The organism is Streptomyces sp. NPDC127108, from assembly GCF_042677545.1.
Classification (GTDB): Bacteria; Actinomycetota; Actinomycetes; order Streptomycetales; family Streptomycetaceae; genus Streptomyces.
The window spans coordinates 1-17,350 of record NZ_JBHXTE010000012.1; the positions used below are offsets into that span (position 1 = coordinate 1).

The 17,350-nt window shown below is 72.8% G+C and carries 14 protein-coding genes and 1 pseudogene; 8 read left to right on the top strand and 7 right to left on the bottom strand.

All coding sequences use genetic code 11. The features are described from left to right. Window positions 1–91 precede the first annotated feature (91 nt). Window positions 92–913 carry a hypothetical protein gene (locus ACFVHO_RS12185; RefSeq protein ID WP_385712728.1) on the bottom strand — a complete coding sequence of 274 codons (822 nt, stop codon included), beginning with the start codon at window positions 911–913 and terminating at the stop codon, window positions 92–94. 227 nt (window positions 914–1,140) lie between these two features. Here ACFVHO_RS12185 and ACFVHO_RS12190 point away from each other — a divergent pair. After that, window positions 1,141–1,767 (top strand): annotated as a pseudogene (locus tag ACFVHO_RS12190) (phosphatase PAP2 family protein); the annotation flags it as partial. A 411-nt stretch (window positions 1,768–2,178) separates the two neighbouring features. Here the strand turns inward: ACFVHO_RS12190 and ACFVHO_RS12195 are convergent. Continuing rightward, window positions 2,179–2,859, bottom strand: coding sequence for a response regulator (locus ACFVHO_RS12195; protein ID WP_385712968.1), 681 nt, complete (start codon window positions 2,857–2,859; stop codon window positions 2,179–2,181). Next, a complete protein-coding gene (locus tag ACFVHO_RS12200; protein ID WP_385712730.1) occupies window positions 2,856–4,442 on the bottom strand; it encodes a sensor histidine kinase in 1,587 nt (528 codons plus the stop codon). Before ACFVHO_RS12200 ends, ACFVHO_RS12195 begins: the two co-directional genes overlap by 4 nt. 708 nt (window positions 4,443–5,150) lie before the next feature. Here ACFVHO_RS12200 and ACFVHO_RS12205 point away from each other — a divergent pair. The 5 genes from ACFVHO_RS12205 to cseC all read left to right on the top strand — a co-directional run bounded on the left by ACFVHO_RS12205 (window position 5,151) and on the right by cseC (window position 9,920). Beyond that, the gene (locus tag ACFVHO_RS12205; RefSeq protein WP_385712732.1) at window positions 5,151–6,083 is read left to right on the top strand and encodes an A/G-specific adenine glycosylase; all 933 of its coding nucleotides are present in this window, start codon (window positions 5,151–5,153) and stop codon (window positions 6,081–6,083) included. A gap of 292 nt (window positions 6,084–6,375) precedes the next feature. Then, window positions 6,376–6,933: a SigE family RNA polymerase sigma factor gene (locus ACFVHO_RS12210; protein WP_030361008.1), complete on the top strand. Its 558-nt coding sequence runs from the start codon at window positions 6,376–6,378 to the stop codon at window positions 6,931–6,933. Further along, a complete protein-coding gene (locus tag ACFVHO_RS12215) occupies window positions 6,921–7,580 on the top strand; it encodes a hypothetical protein (RefSeq protein ID WP_385712734.1) in 660 nt (219 codons plus the stop codon). The genes ACFVHO_RS12210 and ACFVHO_RS12215 overlap by 13 nt, the downstream gene beginning before the upstream one ends. Before the next feature lie 124 nt (window positions 7,581–7,704). After that, entirely contained in the window at window positions 7,705–8,418 is a 714-nt protein-coding gene (gene cseB / locus ACFVHO_RS12220; RefSeq protein WP_385712736.1) for a two-component system response regulator CseB, read from the top strand. A 32-nt stretch (window positions 8,419–8,450) separates the two neighbouring features. Then, window positions 8,451–9,920 (top strand): two-component system sensor histidine kinase CseC, encoded by a 1,470-nt coding sequence (cseC, locus tag ACFVHO_RS12225; RefSeq protein WP_385712738.1) that lies wholly within the window; start codon window positions 8,451–8,453, stop codon window positions 9,918–9,920. Between the two features lie 82 nt (window positions 9,921–10,002). On the opposite strand, the gene ACFVHO_RS12230 is transcribed toward cseC, so the two are convergent. From ACFVHO_RS12230 to ACFVHO_RS12240, 3 genes are all read right to left on the bottom strand, one after another. Then, window positions 10,003–10,449, bottom strand: coding sequence for a VOC family protein (locus ACFVHO_RS12230; RefSeq protein WP_385712740.1), 447 nt, complete (start codon window positions 10,447–10,449; stop codon window positions 10,003–10,005). Window positions 10,450–10,519: 70 nt separating this feature from the next. After that, on the bottom strand, window positions 10,520–10,993 hold the full coding sequence (locus tag ACFVHO_RS12235; RefSeq protein WP_385712969.1) for a helix-turn-helix transcriptional regulator: 474 nt from the start codon (window positions 10,991–10,993) through the stop codon (window positions 10,520–10,522). 122 nt (window positions 10,994–11,115) lie between these two features. Then, complete coding sequence (locus tag ACFVHO_RS12240) at window positions 11,116–12,765, bottom strand: MDR family MFS transporter (RefSeq protein WP_385712742.1); 1,650 nt, start codon at window positions 12,763–12,765, stop codon at window positions 11,116–11,118. Between the two features lie 141 nt (window positions 12,766–12,906). On the opposite strand from ACFVHO_RS12240, the gene ACFVHO_RS12245 reads away from it, so the two are divergent. Continuing rightward, window positions 12,907–13,491, top strand: coding sequence for a TetR/AcrR family transcriptional regulator (locus ACFVHO_RS12245; protein ID WP_385712744.1), 585 nt, complete (start codon window positions 12,907–12,909; stop codon window positions 13,489–13,491). A gap of 60 nt (window positions 13,492–13,551) precedes the next feature. Here the strand turns inward: ACFVHO_RS12245 and ACFVHO_RS12250 are convergent, their stop codons facing one another. Beyond that, the gene (locus tag ACFVHO_RS12250; protein ID WP_385712746.1) at window positions 13,552–14,232 is read right to left on the bottom strand and encodes a M23 family metallopeptidase; all 681 of its coding nucleotides are present in this window, start codon (window positions 14,230–14,232) and stop codon (window positions 13,552–13,554) included. A 369-nt stretch (window positions 14,233–14,601) separates the two neighbouring features. On the opposite strand from ACFVHO_RS12250, the gene ACFVHO_RS12255 reads away from it, so the two are divergent. Then, entirely contained in the window at window positions 14,602–17,343 is a 2,742-nt protein-coding gene (locus ACFVHO_RS12255; RefSeq protein WP_385712748.1) for an NACHT domain-containing protein, read from the top strand. Window positions 17,344–17,350 lie beyond the last annotated feature (7 nt).

Here is a 17,350-nt window from a genome sequence, read left to right on the forward strand (position 1 = left end):
CGCACCCACTCCGCGTTCGTCAGATCACCCCGCCCCACACCGAGAACAACGAGCAGGCAACCCGACAGTCACATGATCCGCCGGACAGAACCTAGTCCTTCGTCAGCACGAACGACGCCTGGTCGCCGCCCAGGCCCGCCGCCTTCGCCTCCACCAGGTACGTGCCCGCCTTCGCGCCGCCCGCCGGAGGCGTCGCGCACTGGGGGGCGCTGGCCTTGCGGTCCCACTCGAAGGAGTAGGTGGCGTGGCCGTTCGCGGGGACCTTGAACAGCAGGCTCGCGGCGGCACCGGGGCAGTCGTTCGAGGACCAGATCGCGTCGTCCGCACCGGACAGGGTGATCGTCACGACGGCGCCCTTGCCGCCGAGGTCGACCTTGCAGGCCTTCCCGCCGCTGTTGACGGCGGTCAGCTCCAGCTTCGGCTTCTGTCCGGGCGCGTACGAGTTCCGCACGCTGCGCAGCTTCAACTCGACCGCACCGGGCGCGCAGTTGGCGAGGGTCGAACCGGCCGGGAGCCGTGCGCCCGACCCGCCGCCGCCCTTCGCGTCGCCCGAGCCGCCGGAGCCGCCCTCGGAGTCGCCGCCGGAACCCGAGCCGCCGGAGCCCTTCGAGTCACCGGAGCCGTCGGAGTCACCGGAGCCGTCGCCTCCGCCGTCCTCCTCGCCCTCCGACTCGTCCCGGCCGCCCGGGTGTTCGCTGATCGCGGGCCCGGATCCGGAGGGCCCGGGCGTGATGGACGTCGCGGGGCCGTTGCCCGACGGACCGTCAGCGCCGTTGCCCCCGCCGCCTCCGCCCGAGGCTAGGGCCCATACGACAAGCAGCAAGAGGAGTCCGACGACGGACAGCAGGACGGCCCTCCGACGCCAGTAGATGGAGGAGGGAAGCGGCCCGATCGGATTGCGCAGAGATCCCACGCCCAAACCTTACGAGAGAACCGGGCGTTGTCCTGCCCCACCCGCCGCCTCAGGCCACAACTTTTGCGGATCATCATCCCGGACCGGCCCGTCCGACGGCCCGTCCGCGGGCCCCCAGCCGCTCTCTCGTGGCCCCACGACGGCACCCACCCCTGACTTTCGTCAGGTCCACGATGAGCCCATCGCCGGATGTGAGGGTGCCCGACCACTGCGTACGGTCCGGAATCATGGACACCATGGATTCTTCCGGCCTCTACCTAGACGTCACCGAATTCGCCCATGACACCCCGTCGTGGGTGCAGCACCTCGCGGAGGTGTGGACGGAACTCGGTCTGCTGCTCTTCGGCGTGCTGTTCGTCGTGGCCTGGTGGCGGGCGCGGCGCGGGGACCCGCGTGCCGTCGCGGTGGCGGTCCTGGCGCCGCTCGGCACGGCCCTGGCGTACGTCATCAGTGAGACCGTGAAGTCCTTCATCGAGGAGGAGCGGCCGTGCCGGGCGGTGTCCGGGGCGCTCAAGCCGCTCGTGGAGTGCCCGCCGCACGGCGACTGGTCGTTCCCGAGCAACCACTCGACGATCGCGGGCGCCGCCGCCGTGGGCCTCGCCCTCGCCTGGCCCCGGATCGCCGCCCTGACCCTGCCGATGGCGGTGCTCATGGCGTTCTCGCGGGTGTTCGTGGGCGTGCACTACCCGCACGACGTGGCCGTCGGCCTGGTCCTCGGCGCGGTCGTGGTGTTCCTCGCGGTCAGGCTCGCCGCCCGGCCCGTGACGCGGATCACAGAGACGATGCGGGGGTCGCGGACCGGCGTGGTCAGGTGGTTCGCGGGCGAGGGCGCGCGCTCGGCGGTCGCTCCGGCCGCGGGGGCCGGACAGTTCGTGCCGCCGCAGTCCGGTTCGTACGAGAACTCGCTGCCGTACCGGCCCGCGCGCGCCGAGCAGCCCCAGGAGCAGACGATGACGCTGCGCCGCCATCAGGACGCGCGTCAGGGCTCGCATCAGGGCTCACATCAGGGTGCGTACCAGGGCACGTACCAGGATCCTCATCAAGGGCAGCACGCGTACCAGGGGCAGGAGGCGCACCAGGGGCAGGGCGCGTACCAAGGACAGGACGCGTACCAGGGGCAAGGCTCGTACCAGGGGCAGGACCCCTACGGCCACCAGCCTCAGTTCCAGCCGCAGTACCGGCCCCAGGACCCCGACCCCCGCTCCTGAAGCGGGAGTTCGCCCCCTCCCCCGTCACCCCCCTCACCCCCTCACCCCCTCACCCCCTCACCTCGGCGCCGACTCCCCCGCGCCGTCGTCCGCCACCAGGCCCGCCTCGTACGCGACGACCGCCGCACGGACGCGGTTCTTGACCTCCAGGCGGTCGAGGACCGCGCTGACGTAGGCCTTGACCGTGCCCTCCACCAGGTGGAGGCGAGCGGCGATCTCCGGGTTGGACAGGCCGGCGCCGACCAGGCCGAGCACCTCGCGCTCACGGGGTGTCAGGAGCGCGACCCGGGCGCGCGCTTCGGCTCCGCGCGCCAGGCGGCGGGCGCCGAAGCCGTCGATGACCTGCCGCGCCACCCGCGGCGAGAGGAACGCGGCGCCGCCCGCCACCGCCCGTACGCCCGCGATGAGTTCGTGCGGGTCGCCGGACTTCAGCAGGAAACCGGTGGCGCCGCCGCCGAGCGCCCGTGCCACGTACGCGTCCTCGGAGAACGTCGTGAGCATCGCGACCGCCGTGTCCGGCAGGGTCCTGACGATCTCCTCCGCCGCCGCCAGGCCGTCCAGGCGCGGCATGCGGATGTCCAGGAGCGCCACGTCGGGGCGGTGCGCCCGGGCGAGGTCGACCGCCTCGCGGCCGTCGGCGGCCTCCGCGACCACCTCGATGTCGGTGCCCGCCGCGAGGATGGCGCTCACGCCCGCGCGGATCATCGCCTCGTCGTCCGCGAGCAGGACCCGGATCACCGCGCCCATGCCGCCCCCCGCCGCATGCTCTGGTCCGCGCCCGCCTTGGGGATCACTGTCTTGTCCACCAGCCTTCCGTCGTCGAAGCAGAGCCTGAAGTGCGTGAGGGAGGTGAAGAGCTCCCCGCTGGAGCGGTAGTAGCGGCAGTCCGCGCCCGGGGGCGGCGGGGTCGGCGCGCGCTCCACCGGCGGGTCCGTGACGCTCCGGTCCGGGAGCACGGCGGCGACCTCGGACTGCGGCTGGCCCACGCGCAGGGCCGCGTAGTCGGCGGGCCGCAGGACGGAGTGCGTCTTCGTGTACGCGTACCAGGTGAACGCCCCCGCGACGAGCACGGTGCCGATGGCGACGGCGGCGCCGAAGGTGAGGGCGGTGCGGCGGCGGGCGTGGGCGAGGACGGAGCCCGGGAGCGGGGGCGTCGGCTCGGGCGCCGCGGGGCGGGGCGCCGCTCCGCCCACCGGCAGCCGCGCCCTGACGCGGAACCCGCCGCCCCGCGGGCCCGCCGTCAGCGTGCCGCCGCCCGCCGCGACCCGGGCCCGCAGGTCGGCCAGGCCCGAGCCGCCCGCCGGTGGGGCGGGACGGGGTGAATCGCCGTGCGGGGGCGGGCCGTTGGTGACCTCGATCGTCGTGGTGGCGTCGGCGCCGGTCGACGCCGTGACGGTGACCGGGGCGCCCGGCGCGTACTTCGCGGCGTTGGTCAGGGCCTCCTGGACCACGCGGTACGCGAGGCGGCCCGCGCCGTCGGACGCTTCGGTGCTGTCGGCGCCGTCTCCCTCGTACCGCACCGCGAGGCCCGACTCCGCCGCCCGCGCGACCAGTTGCGCCACCGTCTCGCCGGGCGGGGCCAGCGGGGCGCTCTCGTCGCCCTCGTCCCGGAGCACGCCGATGATCTCGCGCAGCCGGTCGGTGGCCGTCGCGGCGGCCTCGCGCAGGTCGGACGCGGCGGACCGGTGGTGCGCGGGGAGGTCGGCGGCCACCTGGAGGGCGCCCGCGCGGACCGCGATCAGGCTCAGCTCGTGGCCCAGGGAGTCGTGCATGTCCTGGGCGATGCGGGCGCGTTCGCGCAGCCTGGCCCGGTCGGCGACGATGCGCTGCTCGCGCTCCAGCTGGTCGGCGCGCGCCCAGCCCGCCGCGGCCAGCTCCCGGCCCTGGCGCCAGTAGCGGCCCGCGAGCCAGGGGAAGACCACGCCGAACAGCAGCGTGCCCATGAGCACCAGCCACTCCACGACCGGGTCCACGTCCCGGACCAGGATCCTGACCGTGCCCGCCGCCCAGACCGCCGCGAAGGCGAGCAGCGCCGGGCGGGCGCGGGTGCCGTGCCTGCCGAGCAGCAGGGCCAGGGCGGCGAGGGCGGGCCCGTAGGAGACGGAGAACAGGGCCGGGGCGGTGAGGCCGAGGGCGGCGACGAGGAGGAAGGCGGCGGCCGGGCGCCTTCGCCAGGTCGCCGTGGCCACGGCCAGGACCGCGAGGCCCCCGAACTGGGCCCACAGAGGGCGGGGCTCGTTCAGGCCGATCGCGTCGGCGCTCACCGCGGGCACGGCGAGGGCCGCCCACAGGGCGACGTCCATCGTGCGGGGGCTCTTCACTCCCTCGACGGTACGTGCCGCGGGGTGGACGCCGCCCCTGCCGATCGTCAGGTCTCCCCCGGCGGGGGCCGAGGCGTCCACCGCTCCGCGGCGGAGTCCCCCACCCGCCCGCCCTCACTTTCCTCCGCACACGTTCGGGTGGAGGGCGGGGTGGTGCCCGGGGGGCGGGGTGGTGCCCGGGGGGGCGGGTGGTGCCCGGAGGGCGGGTGGCGCTCAGAGGGGCGGGTGGCGCCCAGAGGGGCGGGTGGCTCCCGGGGGGAGCGGCTGCACCAGGCGGTGAGGCGTCGGCCCCGGCCCCGCGAGCCGAGGGCACCCTCCACGCAGCCACCCCTGACAGCCGAGCACCAGCCCATCCCGACCCGCCCGGCACTAGAGGCCGCAGACCGCAGCAGCACACCGACCCACCCAATCCAGCCCGTCCGGCGCTTGAGGACGAGGCGCGGAGCGCCGATCCGGCGGCACCCCGTCCCACCCGAGGGGCACGACGAGGCGCCCCCAGCCCGCCCGGCGCTTGAGGCCGCAGACCACAGACCGCGGACCGACCCACCCAACCCAGCCCGTCCGGCGTTTGAGGACGAGCGCGCAGCGCGACCGGCGGCAACCCAGTCCCACCCGGACGGAACACCCACCCCACCCGCACACGCCGGGCCCGCGGCCCACCCGCGCCGTTGGCCCGAGGCCCCCCGCGCCCGTGGCAGGATCGTCCCCATGCCGACCGCCCTCGCCGCCGATCTCGTCAGCGCCGGCACTGCCGACGCCCGTTCGCTGGACGAGCAGTTCCACTCCCCCGTCATCGCCTGGTTCGAGGCCAACGCGCGCGATCTGCCGTGGCGGCGTGCGGACGCCGGGCCCTGGGGCGTCATGGTCAGCGAGTTCATGCTGCAGCAGACGCCGGTGAGCCGGGTGCTTCCCGTGTACGAGCAGTGGCTGGCCCGCTGGCCGCGCCCCGCCGACCTCGCCAAGGAGGCGCCCGGCGAGGCCGTGCGCGCCTGGGGGCGGCTCGGGTATCCGCGGCGGGCGCTGCGCCTGCACGGGGCGGCCGTCGCCATAACGGAGCGGCACGGCGGCGACGTACCGGCGCAGCACGCGCAGCTCCTCGCGCTGCCCGGCATCGGCGAGTACACCGCCGCGGCCGTCGCGTCGTTCGCGTACGGGCAGCGGCACGCGGTGCTCGACACCAACGTGCGGCGCGTCTTCGCGCGCTCCGTGACAGGCGTGCAATACCCGCCGAACGCCACCACCGCGGCCGAGCGCAAGCTGGCCCGCGCGCTGCTGCCCGAGGACGAGCGCACCGCGTCCCGCTGGGCCGCCGCCTCGATGGAGCTGGGCGCGCTGGTGTGCAGCGCCAAGAACGAGAACTGCGCCCGCTGCCCGCTGGCCGCGCAGTGCGCCTGGCTGGCGGCGGGGAAGCCCGCGCACGAGGGGCCCGCCCGCCGCGGCCAGACCTACGCGGGCACCGACCGCCAGGTCCGCGGCAAGCTCCTCGCGGTGCTGCGCGAGGCCGTCTCTCCCGTGCCGCAGTCCGCGCTCGACCGGGTGTGGGACGAGCCGGTGCAGCGGGCACGCGCCCTCGACGGTCTGGTCGCCGACGGGTTGGTGGAGCCGCTGCCGGACGGGTACTACCGGCTTCCGCTGACCTGACATCCGCCGGGCCGAGCCTTCAGATCACAGCCCGCTGACAACCAACCAGCCACGAATCCAGCGACAAAAAGGGCATCCACCCCCACACCCACCTGCTGGTTTACGTCCGGCCTACTTCTGTTACACAACCGACGTACAGCCGTGCGTCCGTCGCGCGCTGCTCCGCACAACGCCGTGACACGCCCTCCGTAACTTCATTCTCGTACCGCACAGGCAAGGGATCAGCGGTCACGAGGCACCCGGGAATCGACCGGGGGCAGCCGGGGATGAACGGGAACGGAGGCGGTTGGGTATGGCGCACGGCGAGGTGCTCGAGTTCGAAGAGTACGTCCGCACTCGGCAGGACGCCCTGCTGCGCAGCGCCCGGCGGCTCGTCCCTGACCCGGTCGACGCCCAGGACCTGCTGCAGACGGCGCTCGTGCGGACCTACGGCCGCTGGGACGGCATAGCCGACAAGCGGCTCGCGGACGCCTACCTGCGCCGCGTCATGATCAACACGCGGACCGAGTGGTGGCGCGCCCGCAAGCTCGAAGAGGTGCCCACCGAGCAGCTGCCGGACGCCTGCGTCGACGATTCCACCGAGCAGCACGCGGACCGCGCCCTGCTGATGGACATCATGAAGGTGCTCGCCCCCAAGCAGCGCAGCGTCGTGGTGCTGCGACACTGGGAGCAGATGTCCACCGAGGAGACGGCCGCCGCGCTCGGCATGTCGGCCGGTACGGTCAAGAGCACGCTGCACCGGGCACTCGCGCGGCTCCGTCAGGAGCTGGAGAGCCGTGCCGCCGACGAGTCGGCGGGGCCTGCTGCGCGGATGTTCGAACGTGAGGAGCGGGAGCGTTGCGCGGCCTGAGTGCCCGGACCGGACCAGCGGGCCGGGCCACGAAAGAGTGGAAGGCGGGGAGTACGGCGGTGGCCGTGCTCGCCGCCCTCGGCCTTTTGCTCGCCGTCACCGGCTGCTCCACGGGCGGCTCCGGCACCCGCGACGAGGGCCCTGCCCACGTCGGCGCCGTGCCGTCCACCACGCCCTCCGCTTCCCCGTCGCCGACCCCGAAGAGCGTCGACGCGGTCCAGCTCGTCAAGGACGACCCGAAGGTCAGCCTGGCCGTCAAGCGCGACCTGAAGCCGTGCGCCGCCGATGAGTACCCGGTCGACGTCGCGTACGGCAACCTGACCGGAGCAGCGTCGGACGACGTCGTCGTGAACGTCCTGACCTGCGGAGACAGGGTGGGCATCGGTAGTTACGTGTATCGCCCCGAAGGCAAGAGGTACGAGAATGTCTTCGCCGACGAGCAGCCGCCCGTGTACGCGGAGATCGACCGCGGCGACCTGGTCGTCAGCAAGCAGATGTTCGGCAAGGACGGCTCGGTGGCGGACCCGACGGGAGAAGAGATCATCACCTACCGCTGGTCGACGAGCCACTTCACCGAGCAGGACCGCACCCGCAACAACTACAGCACCACGGCGGACGGCGATACGCCCGAGCCGTCGACGGACTGACGCCTTGACCCGCTGACGTACTGACCAACTGACGTACTGACCAACTGACGCACTGACCCACCGGCCCACCGGCCCGACCGACCACGACCGCCCCCCGAACCGAGACCGGAACTGAGAGCACCCGATGGCAGAACACACCCATGTCCTGTTCGTCGAGGACGACGACGTCATCCGCGAGGCCACGCAGCTCGCCCTGGAGCGCGACGGCTTCGAGGTCACCGCCATGCCCGACGGCCTGTCGGGCCTGGAGGCGTTCCGGGCGGACCGGCCCGACATCGCCCTGCTCGACGTGATGGTGCCCGGCCTCGACGGCGTCAGCCTCTGCCGCCGGATCCGGGACGAGTCGACGGTTCCGGTGATCATGCTGTCGGCGCGGGCCGACTCCATCGACGTCGTACTCGGCCTCGAGGCTGGCGCCGACGACTACGTGACCAAGCCGTTCGACGGCGCCGTCCTGGTGGCCCGCATCCGCGCCGTGCTGCGGCGCTTCGGGCACGCCAGCGGCCCGGGCTCGGCCGCGCCCGCCGCCGAGCAGGGCCAGGGCTCCGACGGCGGCGTGCTGAGCTTCGGCGACCTGGAGATCGACACGGAGGGCATGGAGGTGCGCAGGGGCGGCGAGCCCGTCGCGCTCACGCCGACGGAGATGCGGCTGCTCCTGGAGTTCTCCTCCGCGCCCGGCACCGTGCTGTCCCGCGACAAGCTCCTCGAGCGCGTCTGGGACTACGGCTGGGGCGGCGACACGCGCGTCGTCGACGTGCATGTGCAGCGGCTGCGGACGAAGGTGGGGCAGGACCGCATCGAGACGGTCCGCGGGTTCGGATACAAGCTCAAGGCGTGAGCTCGCGGCGTGGGGGGACACAGGGCTCTGCCATGGGCAGAGGCATGAACGGGGAGCGGTCCGGGTTCGCCGAGGGGCTGCGGGCGCGGCTGCGGCGGCCGACAGGGCCTGGCGGGCCGCGCCGGCCGAGGGACCTGCCGTTCCCGGAGCGGCTGCGGTCGCTGGTCGGCACCCGGCTGCGCACCGGGGTGCGCTGGAAGATCGCCGCCGCCATCGGCCTGGTCGGCGCGCTCGTCGCGGTGGCGCTGAGCCTCGTCGTGCACAACGCCGCCTGGGTGTCGATGCTCGACAACGCCCGCGACCTCCAGGACGAGCGCGTCCAGATCGCCCAGCGCAACTACGAGGCGCGCCGCACGACCAGCGCCATCTACGGCACCAAGATCGACGACCCGCAGCTCCCGAAGGAGCTGCGGCAGAAGGTCCTCACCGGCCGCCGCGCCACCTTCGTACAGGAGCACGGCGACGGCGTGCCCGACATCTGGGGCGCCGTGCCGCTCAGCGACGGCCACGTCCTCTCGGTGCACAGCCGGTTCGCCGACCGCAACACCACGATCATGAAGGACCTCGACCAGGCCCTCGTCATCGGCTCCATCGCGGTCGTCTTCGGCGGCTGCGCGCTCGGCGTGCTCATCGGCGGCCAGATGGCCCGGCGCCTGCGCAGGGCGGCGACGGCCGCGGGCGAGGTCGCCCAGGGCAACACCGAGGTGTCCGTACGGGACGCCATCGGCGGGCACGTGCGCGACGAGACCGACGACCTCGCCGAGGCCGTGGACGCCATGGCCGACGCCCTCAAGCAGCGCCTCGAGGCCGAGCGCCGGGTCACCGCCGACATCGCGCACGAGCTGCGCACCCCCGTGACCGGGCTGCTCACCGCCGCCGAGCTGCTGCCGCCGGGCCGGCCGACCGAGCTGGTCAAGGACCGGGCGCAGGCCATGCGCACGCTCGTCGAGGACGTACTGGAAGTGGCCCGCCTCGACTCCGCGTCCGAGCGGGCCGAGTTGCAGGACATCACGCTCGGCGAGTTCGTCAGCCGCCGCATGGCCCTGCTGAGCCACGACGTGCGGGTGACGATCGTGCACGAGTCGGAGGTCACCACCGACCCGCGCCGCCTGGAGCGCATCCTCGGCAACCTCGTCGCCAACGCCGCCAAGCACGGCAAGCCGCCCATCGAGGTCAGCGTCGAGGGCCGGGTGGTCCGGGTGCGCGACCACGGCCCCGGCTTCCCCGAGGCGCTGCTCGCCGAGGGCCCCTCGCGCTTCCGCACCGGCTCCGCGGACCGCGCGGGGCGCGGGCACGGACTGGGCCTGACGATCGCGGCCGGGCAGGCGCGGGTGCTCGGCGCCCGCCTCACCTTCCGCAACATCCGGCCGCCGGGAGCCTCGCCGGACGAGGCCGCCGAGGGGGCGGTGGCGGTCCTGTGGCTGCCGGAGCACGCGCCGACGAACACCGGGAGCTATCCGATGCTGCAACTGCCGGAGAAGCCCTCGAAGTGGCAGAAGTAGACGGGACGGGGACCGGGGCGGACCGGGCGGCCGGAGCGGGCGCCGGGCAGTCGACGCCCGCCCGTCTCCGTCGGCTCCGGGCTCAGCAGCCCCAGTCCTTGTCCAGGTCCAGCTCGCCCTCGCGCTCCTGGGTGAACGAGAACCAGTTGCCGGAGTCGTCGCGGAAGATCGCCTCCACTCCGTAGGGACGCTCCTGCGGCTCCTGGAGGAACTCCACGCCGCGCGCCTTCAGCTTCTCGTAGTCCCCGTGGACGTCGTCCGTGCGCAGCGCGCCGCCGCCGAGGACGCCCTTGGTGACCAGGGTCCGCATGGCCTCGGCCGACTCGGCGTCCATGCCCGCGCCGCCCGGCACCATCAGCGCCAGCATCAGCTCGGGCTGGTCCTTGGCGCCGACGGTGAGGAAGCGCATGCCGCCCTCGCCGAGGGTCATGTCCGTACGGACCTCCAGGCCGAGCTTCTCCGTGTAGAACTCCTTGGCCCGGTCCTGGTCGAGGACCCAGACGGTGGAAATGGCGAGTCCCTTGATCATGGTGTGCTCCTGGTGAGGGGCTTTCTTGCTTGCCCGGCCACCGTAGGCAGCGGGCCGGACGCAGCGCTTCTCAAGAATTGCGCTCTCCGTCGGCCTCCGATCCCCCGGCCTCCGATCCGTCGGCCTCCGCTCCCCCGGCCCCTGCTCTGTCCCCGGCGCCCGCGCCCGTCCCCGTCCCGTCGAGCCCCGCCCGCGCCGGGAACCCCCCGGCCCACAGCAGCGCCCAGCACCCGGGGATCAGCGCGGCGCCGCGCCCCACGTGCTTGGCGCGGTACTCGCTCGGGGTGAGGCCGGTCTGGCGCTTGAAGGACGACGAGAACGTGCCGACGCTGGTGAAGCCGACCAGCATGCAGATGTCCGTGACGGACAGGTCGGCCGAGCGGAGCATGTCCTCGGCCCGCTCGATGCGACGGCGCGACAGGTACTGCCCGGGCGTCTCCCCGTACGCCTCCTTGAAGGCGCGCAGGAAGTGATAGCGCGAATAGCCCGCGTGGGCGGCGACCGCGGTCAGGTCGAGGGCGGGGTCGGCCCAGTCGCGGTCCATCGCGTCCTTCGCGATGCGGAGCTGCCGGAGTCTCTCCACGCCTTCGATGCTGGCACGCGGCACTGACAACGGCCCCCCGGCACCGAAGTGCCGAGGGGCCGCGGACCGGGCGGGACAGCGGGTCAGACGGACTCTGCGACCGGCTGCCGCTCCCCGCGCGCGGAGTCCCCACCCGCGTCACCGGCCGGCTTCTTGTCGGCGGGGGCGGCCCCGCGCAGCGGCGTCTCCTTCACGAAGAACGCCGCGATCAGGGCGCCCACCGCCATCGCGGCGGCGAGCAGGAACGCCACGTGCGTACCGGCGGACACCGCGTGCTGGTAGGCGTCCCGCGCCGCCTCGGGCAGCTTGGCGAGGCTCGCCGCGTCCAGCTGGGCGGAGTGCTCGGTGACCTTGGCGACGCCGCCGCCCCCGGCCTTCGCCATCTCGTCCTGGACCCGGTTGTTGAACAGGGCGCCCATGATCGCGACGCCGAAGGACGAGCCGAGGGTGCGGAACAGCGTGGCCGAGGACGAGGCGACGCCCATGTCCTTCATCTCGACGCTGTTCTGGGCGACCAGCATGGTGATCTGCATCAGGCAGCCCATGCCGGCGCCGAGCACCGCCATGTAGATCCCGGTCGTGACGCGCGAGGTGTCGGTGTCCATCTGCGCGAGCATGAAGAGCCCGACGGCCATCAGGACGCTGCCGACGATCGGGAACACCTTGTACTTGCCGGTGGCCGTGGTGAACCGCCCGGCGACCATGGAGACCGCCATCATCGCGAGCAGCATCGGCATCAGGAGCAGCCCGGAGTTGGTGGCCGACGCGCCCTGCACGGCCTGCTGGTAGAGCGGCAGGAAGAGCATCGCGCCGAACATCACGAAGCCGGTGAGGAAGCCGACCACGGACATCAGGGAGAAGTTGCGGCTGCGGAAGATGTGCAGCGGCATGACCGGCTCGGCGGCCTTGCGCTGGACGAACCAGAAGCCGACGAGGGAGGCGGCCCCGAGCCCGATCAGCTCCATGATCACGGCGGAGCCCCAGGCGTACTCCGTACCGCCCCACGTGGTGACCAGGACGAACGAGGTGATGCCGATGGTGAGCAGCGCGGCGCCGAGGTAGTCGATGCGGCCCTCGGAGCGCTTCTTCGGCAGGTGCAGGACGGCGCTCACCATGAACAGGGCGACGATGCCGAGCGGCAGGTTGATGTAGAAGGCCCAGCGCCAGCCGAGGTGGTCGGTGAGGGTGCCGCCCACCAGCGGGCCGCCGATCATCGCGACCGCCATCACGCCGGTCATCATGCCCATGTACTTGCCGCGCTCCCGCGGCGGCACCAGTTCCCCGATGATCGCCATGACGCCGACCATCAGGCCGCCCGCGCCGAGTCCCTGGATCGCCCGGAAGCCGATGAGCTGGCCCATGTCCTGGGCCAGACCGCTGAGCGCGGAGCCGATCAGGAAGATCACTATGGAGGCGAGGAAGGCGCCCTTGCGCCCGTACATATCGCCGATCTTGCCCCAGATCGGGGTGGAGGCGGCGGTCGCGAGGGTGTACGCGGTGACGACCCAGGACAGGTGCTCCAGGCCGCCGAGGTCACCGACGATCGTCGGCATCGCGGGGGCCACGATCATGTTGTCGAGCATCGCGAGCAGGATCGCGACCATCAGCGCGAAGATCACCACCCGTACGCTGCGCGGCTCCGGCTCGGGCGCCGCGCCCTGGTCCGTCCCCGCGCCGCGCTTGTCGAGCCTGCCCTGCTCCGCCGGGCTCCCCGTCGCCGTCTTCCCTGCCATGGTCACCACTCCCCGCTCCGTGCTCACCGCTACTTACTTGCCGCCCGGCAAGTTGGCTACAGTAGAGGAAAGTAGACCCCTAACTAGCCGGGCGTCAAGTAAGTTCGGGCAGGGCTGGGGAGAAGTGCGAGGATCGCCACCATGAGCAGCACAGGCAGGCAGCGGCGCCGCGGGGACACCCGCCAGCGCATTCAGGACGTGGCGCTCGAACTCTTCGCCGAGCAGGGGTACGAGAAGACGTCACTGCGCGAGATCGCGGAGCGCCTGGACGTCACGAAAGCGGCCCTGTACTACCACTTCAAGACCAAAGAGGACATCCTCACCAGCATCTTCGACGATCTGACGCGACCCATCGACGAGCTGATCGCCTGGGGCAAGGAGCAGCCGCGCACGCTGGAGACCAAGCGCGCGATCCTGACCCGCTACAGCGAGATCCTCACCGACGCCGCCCCGCTCTTCCGCTTCATGCAGGAGAACCAGGCGACGATGCGCGACCTGAAGACGGGTGAGAGCTTCAAGGACCGGATGCTCCAGCTCCTGGACATCCTCAGCCACGACGACCCGGCGACGCCGATGACCGCGCAGGTGCGCTGCTTCAGCGCGCTCTTCACCATGCACGGCGGCATGTTCGTGCTCAAAGGCAACGATGGCGACCCCGAGGAGAAGCGGAAAGCCATCCTCGAAGTCGCCATCGATCTGGTGACCCAGGCGCACAACGGCACCTGAGCCGGGGCGGCACGCGCGGGGGATCGGACGCGCACGCCCCGTTCGCGGGGGGGTGCGGGATCAGACGCGGACGCCCTGCTGGCGCAGGAACGCGACCGGGTTGACGGCCGAGCCGTAGTTCGGCGTCGTACGGATCTCGAAGTGCAGGTGCGGGCCGCTGGAGTTGCCGGTGTTGCCGGACAGGGCGATGCGCTGGCCGGTGGCGATGGCCTGGCCCGGGCGGACCTCGACCTTCGACAGGTGCGCGTACTGCGAGAACGTGCCGTTGGCGTGCTTGATCACCACGGCGTTGCCGTACGCGGGGCCGTCACCGGCGCCGTTGCCGCCGGCCTTGACGACGGTGCCGGCGTGCACGGCCTTGACGACGGTGCCGACCGGCACGGCGAAGTCCTGGCCGGAGTGCTTGCTGGCCCACATGCTGCCGCCGAGGCCGAAGCTCGCGGACAGGCGGTAGTTGTCGACCGGGTCCTGCCAGGCGGCGGCCTTCTTCGCGGCGGCCTGCTCGGCCTGCGCGGCCTTCTTCGCCGCGGCCTGCTTCGCCTGCTCGGCGGCCTTGGCCTGGGCGACGGCCTGCGCGCCCACGGAGGACGCGGTCACGGACCGCTCCCCGCCCTTGGTGTCGGCTGCGGCCGCGACCCCGGCTCCGAGCACCGTCGTGACGCCGACACCGGCGGCGAGTACGGCCGCCCGGGTGCGACGCAGGGACGGGCCGGAATGGTGGGACTTGGCGCGCTTGGACATGGGGGAACCTCCGGGGACAGGGCAAGGGGACGCGGTACGGGGGGTACCGGCTGTACGGGGGTACTGCGGCAAAAGGGAATCCGGCACGCTGACTGCGCATGCCGGACGGCCATCCCTTGGTAACCCCCACCCCGCCGAGGCCCCAAAACGCCCCTCTACTAGCGGCGGCCGTACCCGGGCCCGCCCGCGATCACCGCCGAAGCCACCGGCGCACGGCTCCCGATGCCGCCGGTTCCAGGCCGAAAGTCCCGTCCGGGCGGCCGAAAAGCACCACTAATCCGCCTCGTATGTGACCTATGCCCTGTGCGTCATGTCACCGGGGCGCAAGATCCACCACCCGCGAATGTGACGCCCACTACGCTTTCGGCCATGGATCCCGCGGCCATTGGCGTCCGTATCGCCTCCGGTGTCGTCACCCCACTGATCAAGAAGCTCTTCGTACGACCCGGACCGGGCGCGGGCCTGGTGGCGGAGCCCGTACGGATCGACGCCCTGGTGTCCTTCCGCGGCGAGCGGCGCGACCTCGCCGAGCAGGACGTACGCCGACTCGTCACCGCCCTGGTCCGCCAGGCCGTCCGCACCGGCGAGCGCCCCCTCCCCCACGACGAGGAGGAAGCCGTCGGCCACGCCCTGACCCGGACGATGCTCGCCCTCGGCACCCTCACGCTCACCGACGTGGAGGCGGTGTCCCTGGGCCACGAGGAGCTCGCGACCCGGCTGCGCCGGGCGGACGGGGACGCGACCCGGGACCTCTCGGCCGACGCCACGTACCTCCACCACCGCCTCCTCGACACGGCCTGCCTGCACATCCTGAACTTCTTCACGCAGCGGTCCACGTTCGTCGCCCGCACCCTCGTCGAGCAGAGCCGCCGCCAGGCGGAACTCATAGCCAAGGTCGACGAGCTGATCGCCCGTGACCCCCTCCCGGGCGCGCGGGACGTGGCCTTCGAGCAGCGGTACCTCGCGTACATCGCGAAGAAGCACGGCAAGCTCACGATCTTCGGCATCGACCTCGCCGACTCGCCCGGCAAATGGCCCCTGGACGCGGCCTACCTGAGCCTGACGGCCACCGAACGCGGGCGGCACCTGGGGGACGTCCGGGTCGGCGACGACTGGCACCAGGTCTTCGATGCCCACCTCGACCCGACGCCCCGCCCCGCCGACGAGGCCCTCGCCACCCACGACCGCGTGCTCCTGCGCGGCGAGGCGGGCTCCGGCAAGACCACCCTGATCCAGTGGCTCGCGGTCTCCGCGGCCCGCCCTGACCTGGGCGAGAACGCCGAGCGCATGGCCTACCTCCACGACCGCGTCCCCTACGTCCTGCCCCTGCGCACCCTCACCCGCCACGGCGAGCGCCTCCCCGCCCCCAAGGACTTCCTGGCCGCCGTCGGCTCCCCCCTCGCGGGCACACAGCCCGACGGCTGGGAGGCCCGCGTCCTGACCTCGGCCCGCGCCCTGGTCCTGGTCGACGGCATCGACGAGGTCCCCGACGCGGAACGCGCCCGCACCCGCGCGTGGCTCGCGGACCTGATCGAGGCCTACCCCGGCAACCGCTGGCTGGTGACGTCCCGGCCCTCCGCCGTACGGGAGGACTGGCTCACCGACGAGGACTTCACCGAGCTGACGCTCGCGCCGATGAGCGGCGCGGACGTGACGGCGTTCATCCGGCGCTGGCACACGGCGGCGGCCACAGGCGCGCGGGACGAGGACCTCGCCCTGCGCGCGTACGAGGCCCAGCTCCTCGAAGCCGTGCGCACCAAGCCCGACCTGGGCGTGCTCGCCACCAACCCGCTGATGTGCGGCCTCGTCTGCGCCCTGCACCGCGACCGCCGCGGCTTCCTCCCCCTCGGCCGCAAGGACCTCTACACGGCCGCCCTGTCCATGCTCCTGATCCGCCGCGACCGCGAACGCCACATGGCCGTCCCCGAGCTGCGCGAGGAGCCCCAGCTCCAGCTCCTCCAACGCCTCGCCTACTGGCTCATCCGCAACGGCCGCACGGCCATGGACCGCACCCGCGCCACCACGATCATCGGCGACGCGCTCCCCGCCGTCCCCGAACTCGCCGCCCTCGGCGACGCGGACGCCGTCTACACCCACTTCCTCCACCGCAGCGGCCTCCTCCGCGAACCCGGCCCCGGCACGGTCGAGTTCGTGCACCGCACCTTCCAGGACTTCCTGGGCGCGCGGGCGGCGGTCGAGGAGGGCGACTTCGGGGTCCTCGCCGGGCACGCGGCGGACGACCAGTGGGAGGACGTCATCCGGATGGCTGTGGCGCAGGGGCGGCCGCGGGAACGGGCGGAGCTGTTGGGCGACTTGCTGGCTCAGGGGGATTCCTTCCCCGCCGGGTCGCCCGGCCGCAAGCGGGCGCATCTCCTCGCCGCGGCCTGCCTTGAGCACGCGGCGGACCTCGCGCCGGCGGTGCGGGCGGAGGTGGAGCGGAGGACGGCCGAGCTGATTCCGCCGCGTACGCCTGCGGACGCACGGGAGTTGGGGCTGGTGGGGCCGGTGGTGCTCGATCTGCTGCCGGGCCTCGACGGGCTGAGCGAGGAGGAGGCGCAGCTTGTGACGATCGCGGCGACCCACGTCCGCTCGGACGCGGCGATCCCCCTCCTCTCACGGTACGCGGACCACCCCCACGACGAGGTGCGCAGGCAGCTGATGTGGGGCTGGAGCCGCTTCGACTGCCGGTTGTACGCGGACGGGGTGATCAGCAAGCTCGACGACGGCAGGACGAACTTCACGCTCCGCACGGACGAGCAGGTCGACGAGCTGTTCAGGCTCGGTCTGCGCCCCAGGCTCCTGGACATCCGCGAGTCGGTGTCGGGCGAGGCCGCGTCCCGCCTGCTCGCCGCGTGCGAACGTACCTACCTGATCCTCACGGTCGCGCACCTCAGAACCCTCGCCGACGACCTCGGCCACACGCCGTCCGGACCGTCGCAGCCCGGCGTCACGGAGCTGATCCTCACCTGCCTGGACCTGTCGAGACTGGAACCGATCGACCTGGAGCGGATCCAGATGCTCTTTCCCCGCCTTCAGCGCCTGCTCGTCCCCGACACCTTCGATGTCCAAGTCCGTTCATCGGCCGTCGATTTCACGGTCGAGCCCTACTGAGACCCCG

Excerpts from the sequence above, each read along its gene's own strand:
- ACFVHO_RS12205 (WP_385712732.1), top strand. The coding sequence starts at position 5,151 with ATGCCGACCGCCCTCGCCGCCGATCTCGTCAGCGCCGGCACTGCCGAC.
- ACFVHO_RS12210 (WP_030361008.1), top strand. The coding sequence starts at position 6,376 with ATGGCGCACGGCGAGGTGCTCGAGTTCGAAGAGTACGTCCGCACTCGG.
- cseB (WP_385712736.1), top strand. The coding sequence starts at position 7,705 with ATGGCAGAACACACCCATGTCCTGTTCGTCGAGGACGACGACGTCATC.
- cseC (WP_385712738.1), top strand. The coding sequence starts at position 8,451 with ATGGGCAGAGGCATGAACGGGGAGCGGTCCGGGTTCGCCGAGGGGCTG.
- ACFVHO_RS12230 (WP_385712740.1), bottom strand. The coding sequence starts at position 10,449 with ATGATCAAGGGACTCGCCATTTCCACCGTCTGGGTCCTCGACCAGGAC.
- ACFVHO_RS12235 (WP_385712969.1), bottom strand. The coding sequence starts at position 10,993 with ATGGACCGCGACTGGGCCGACCCCGCCCTCGACCTGACCGCGGTCGCC.
- ACFVHO_RS12240 (WP_385712742.1), bottom strand. The coding sequence starts at position 12,765 with ATGGCAGGGAAGACGGCGACGGGGAGCCCGGCGGAGCAGGGCAGGCTC.
- ACFVHO_RS12245 (WP_385712744.1), top strand. The coding sequence starts at position 12,907 with ATGAGCAGCACAGGCAGGCAGCGGCGCCGCGGGGACACCCGCCAGCGC.
- ACFVHO_RS12250 (WP_385712746.1), bottom strand. The coding sequence starts at position 14,232 with ATGTCCAAGCGCGCCAAGTCCCACCATTCCGGCCCGTCCCTGCGTCGC.
- ACFVHO_RS12255 (WP_385712748.1), top strand. The coding sequence starts at position 14,602 with ATGGATCCCGCGGCCATTGGCGTCCGTATCGCCTCCGGTGTCGTCACC.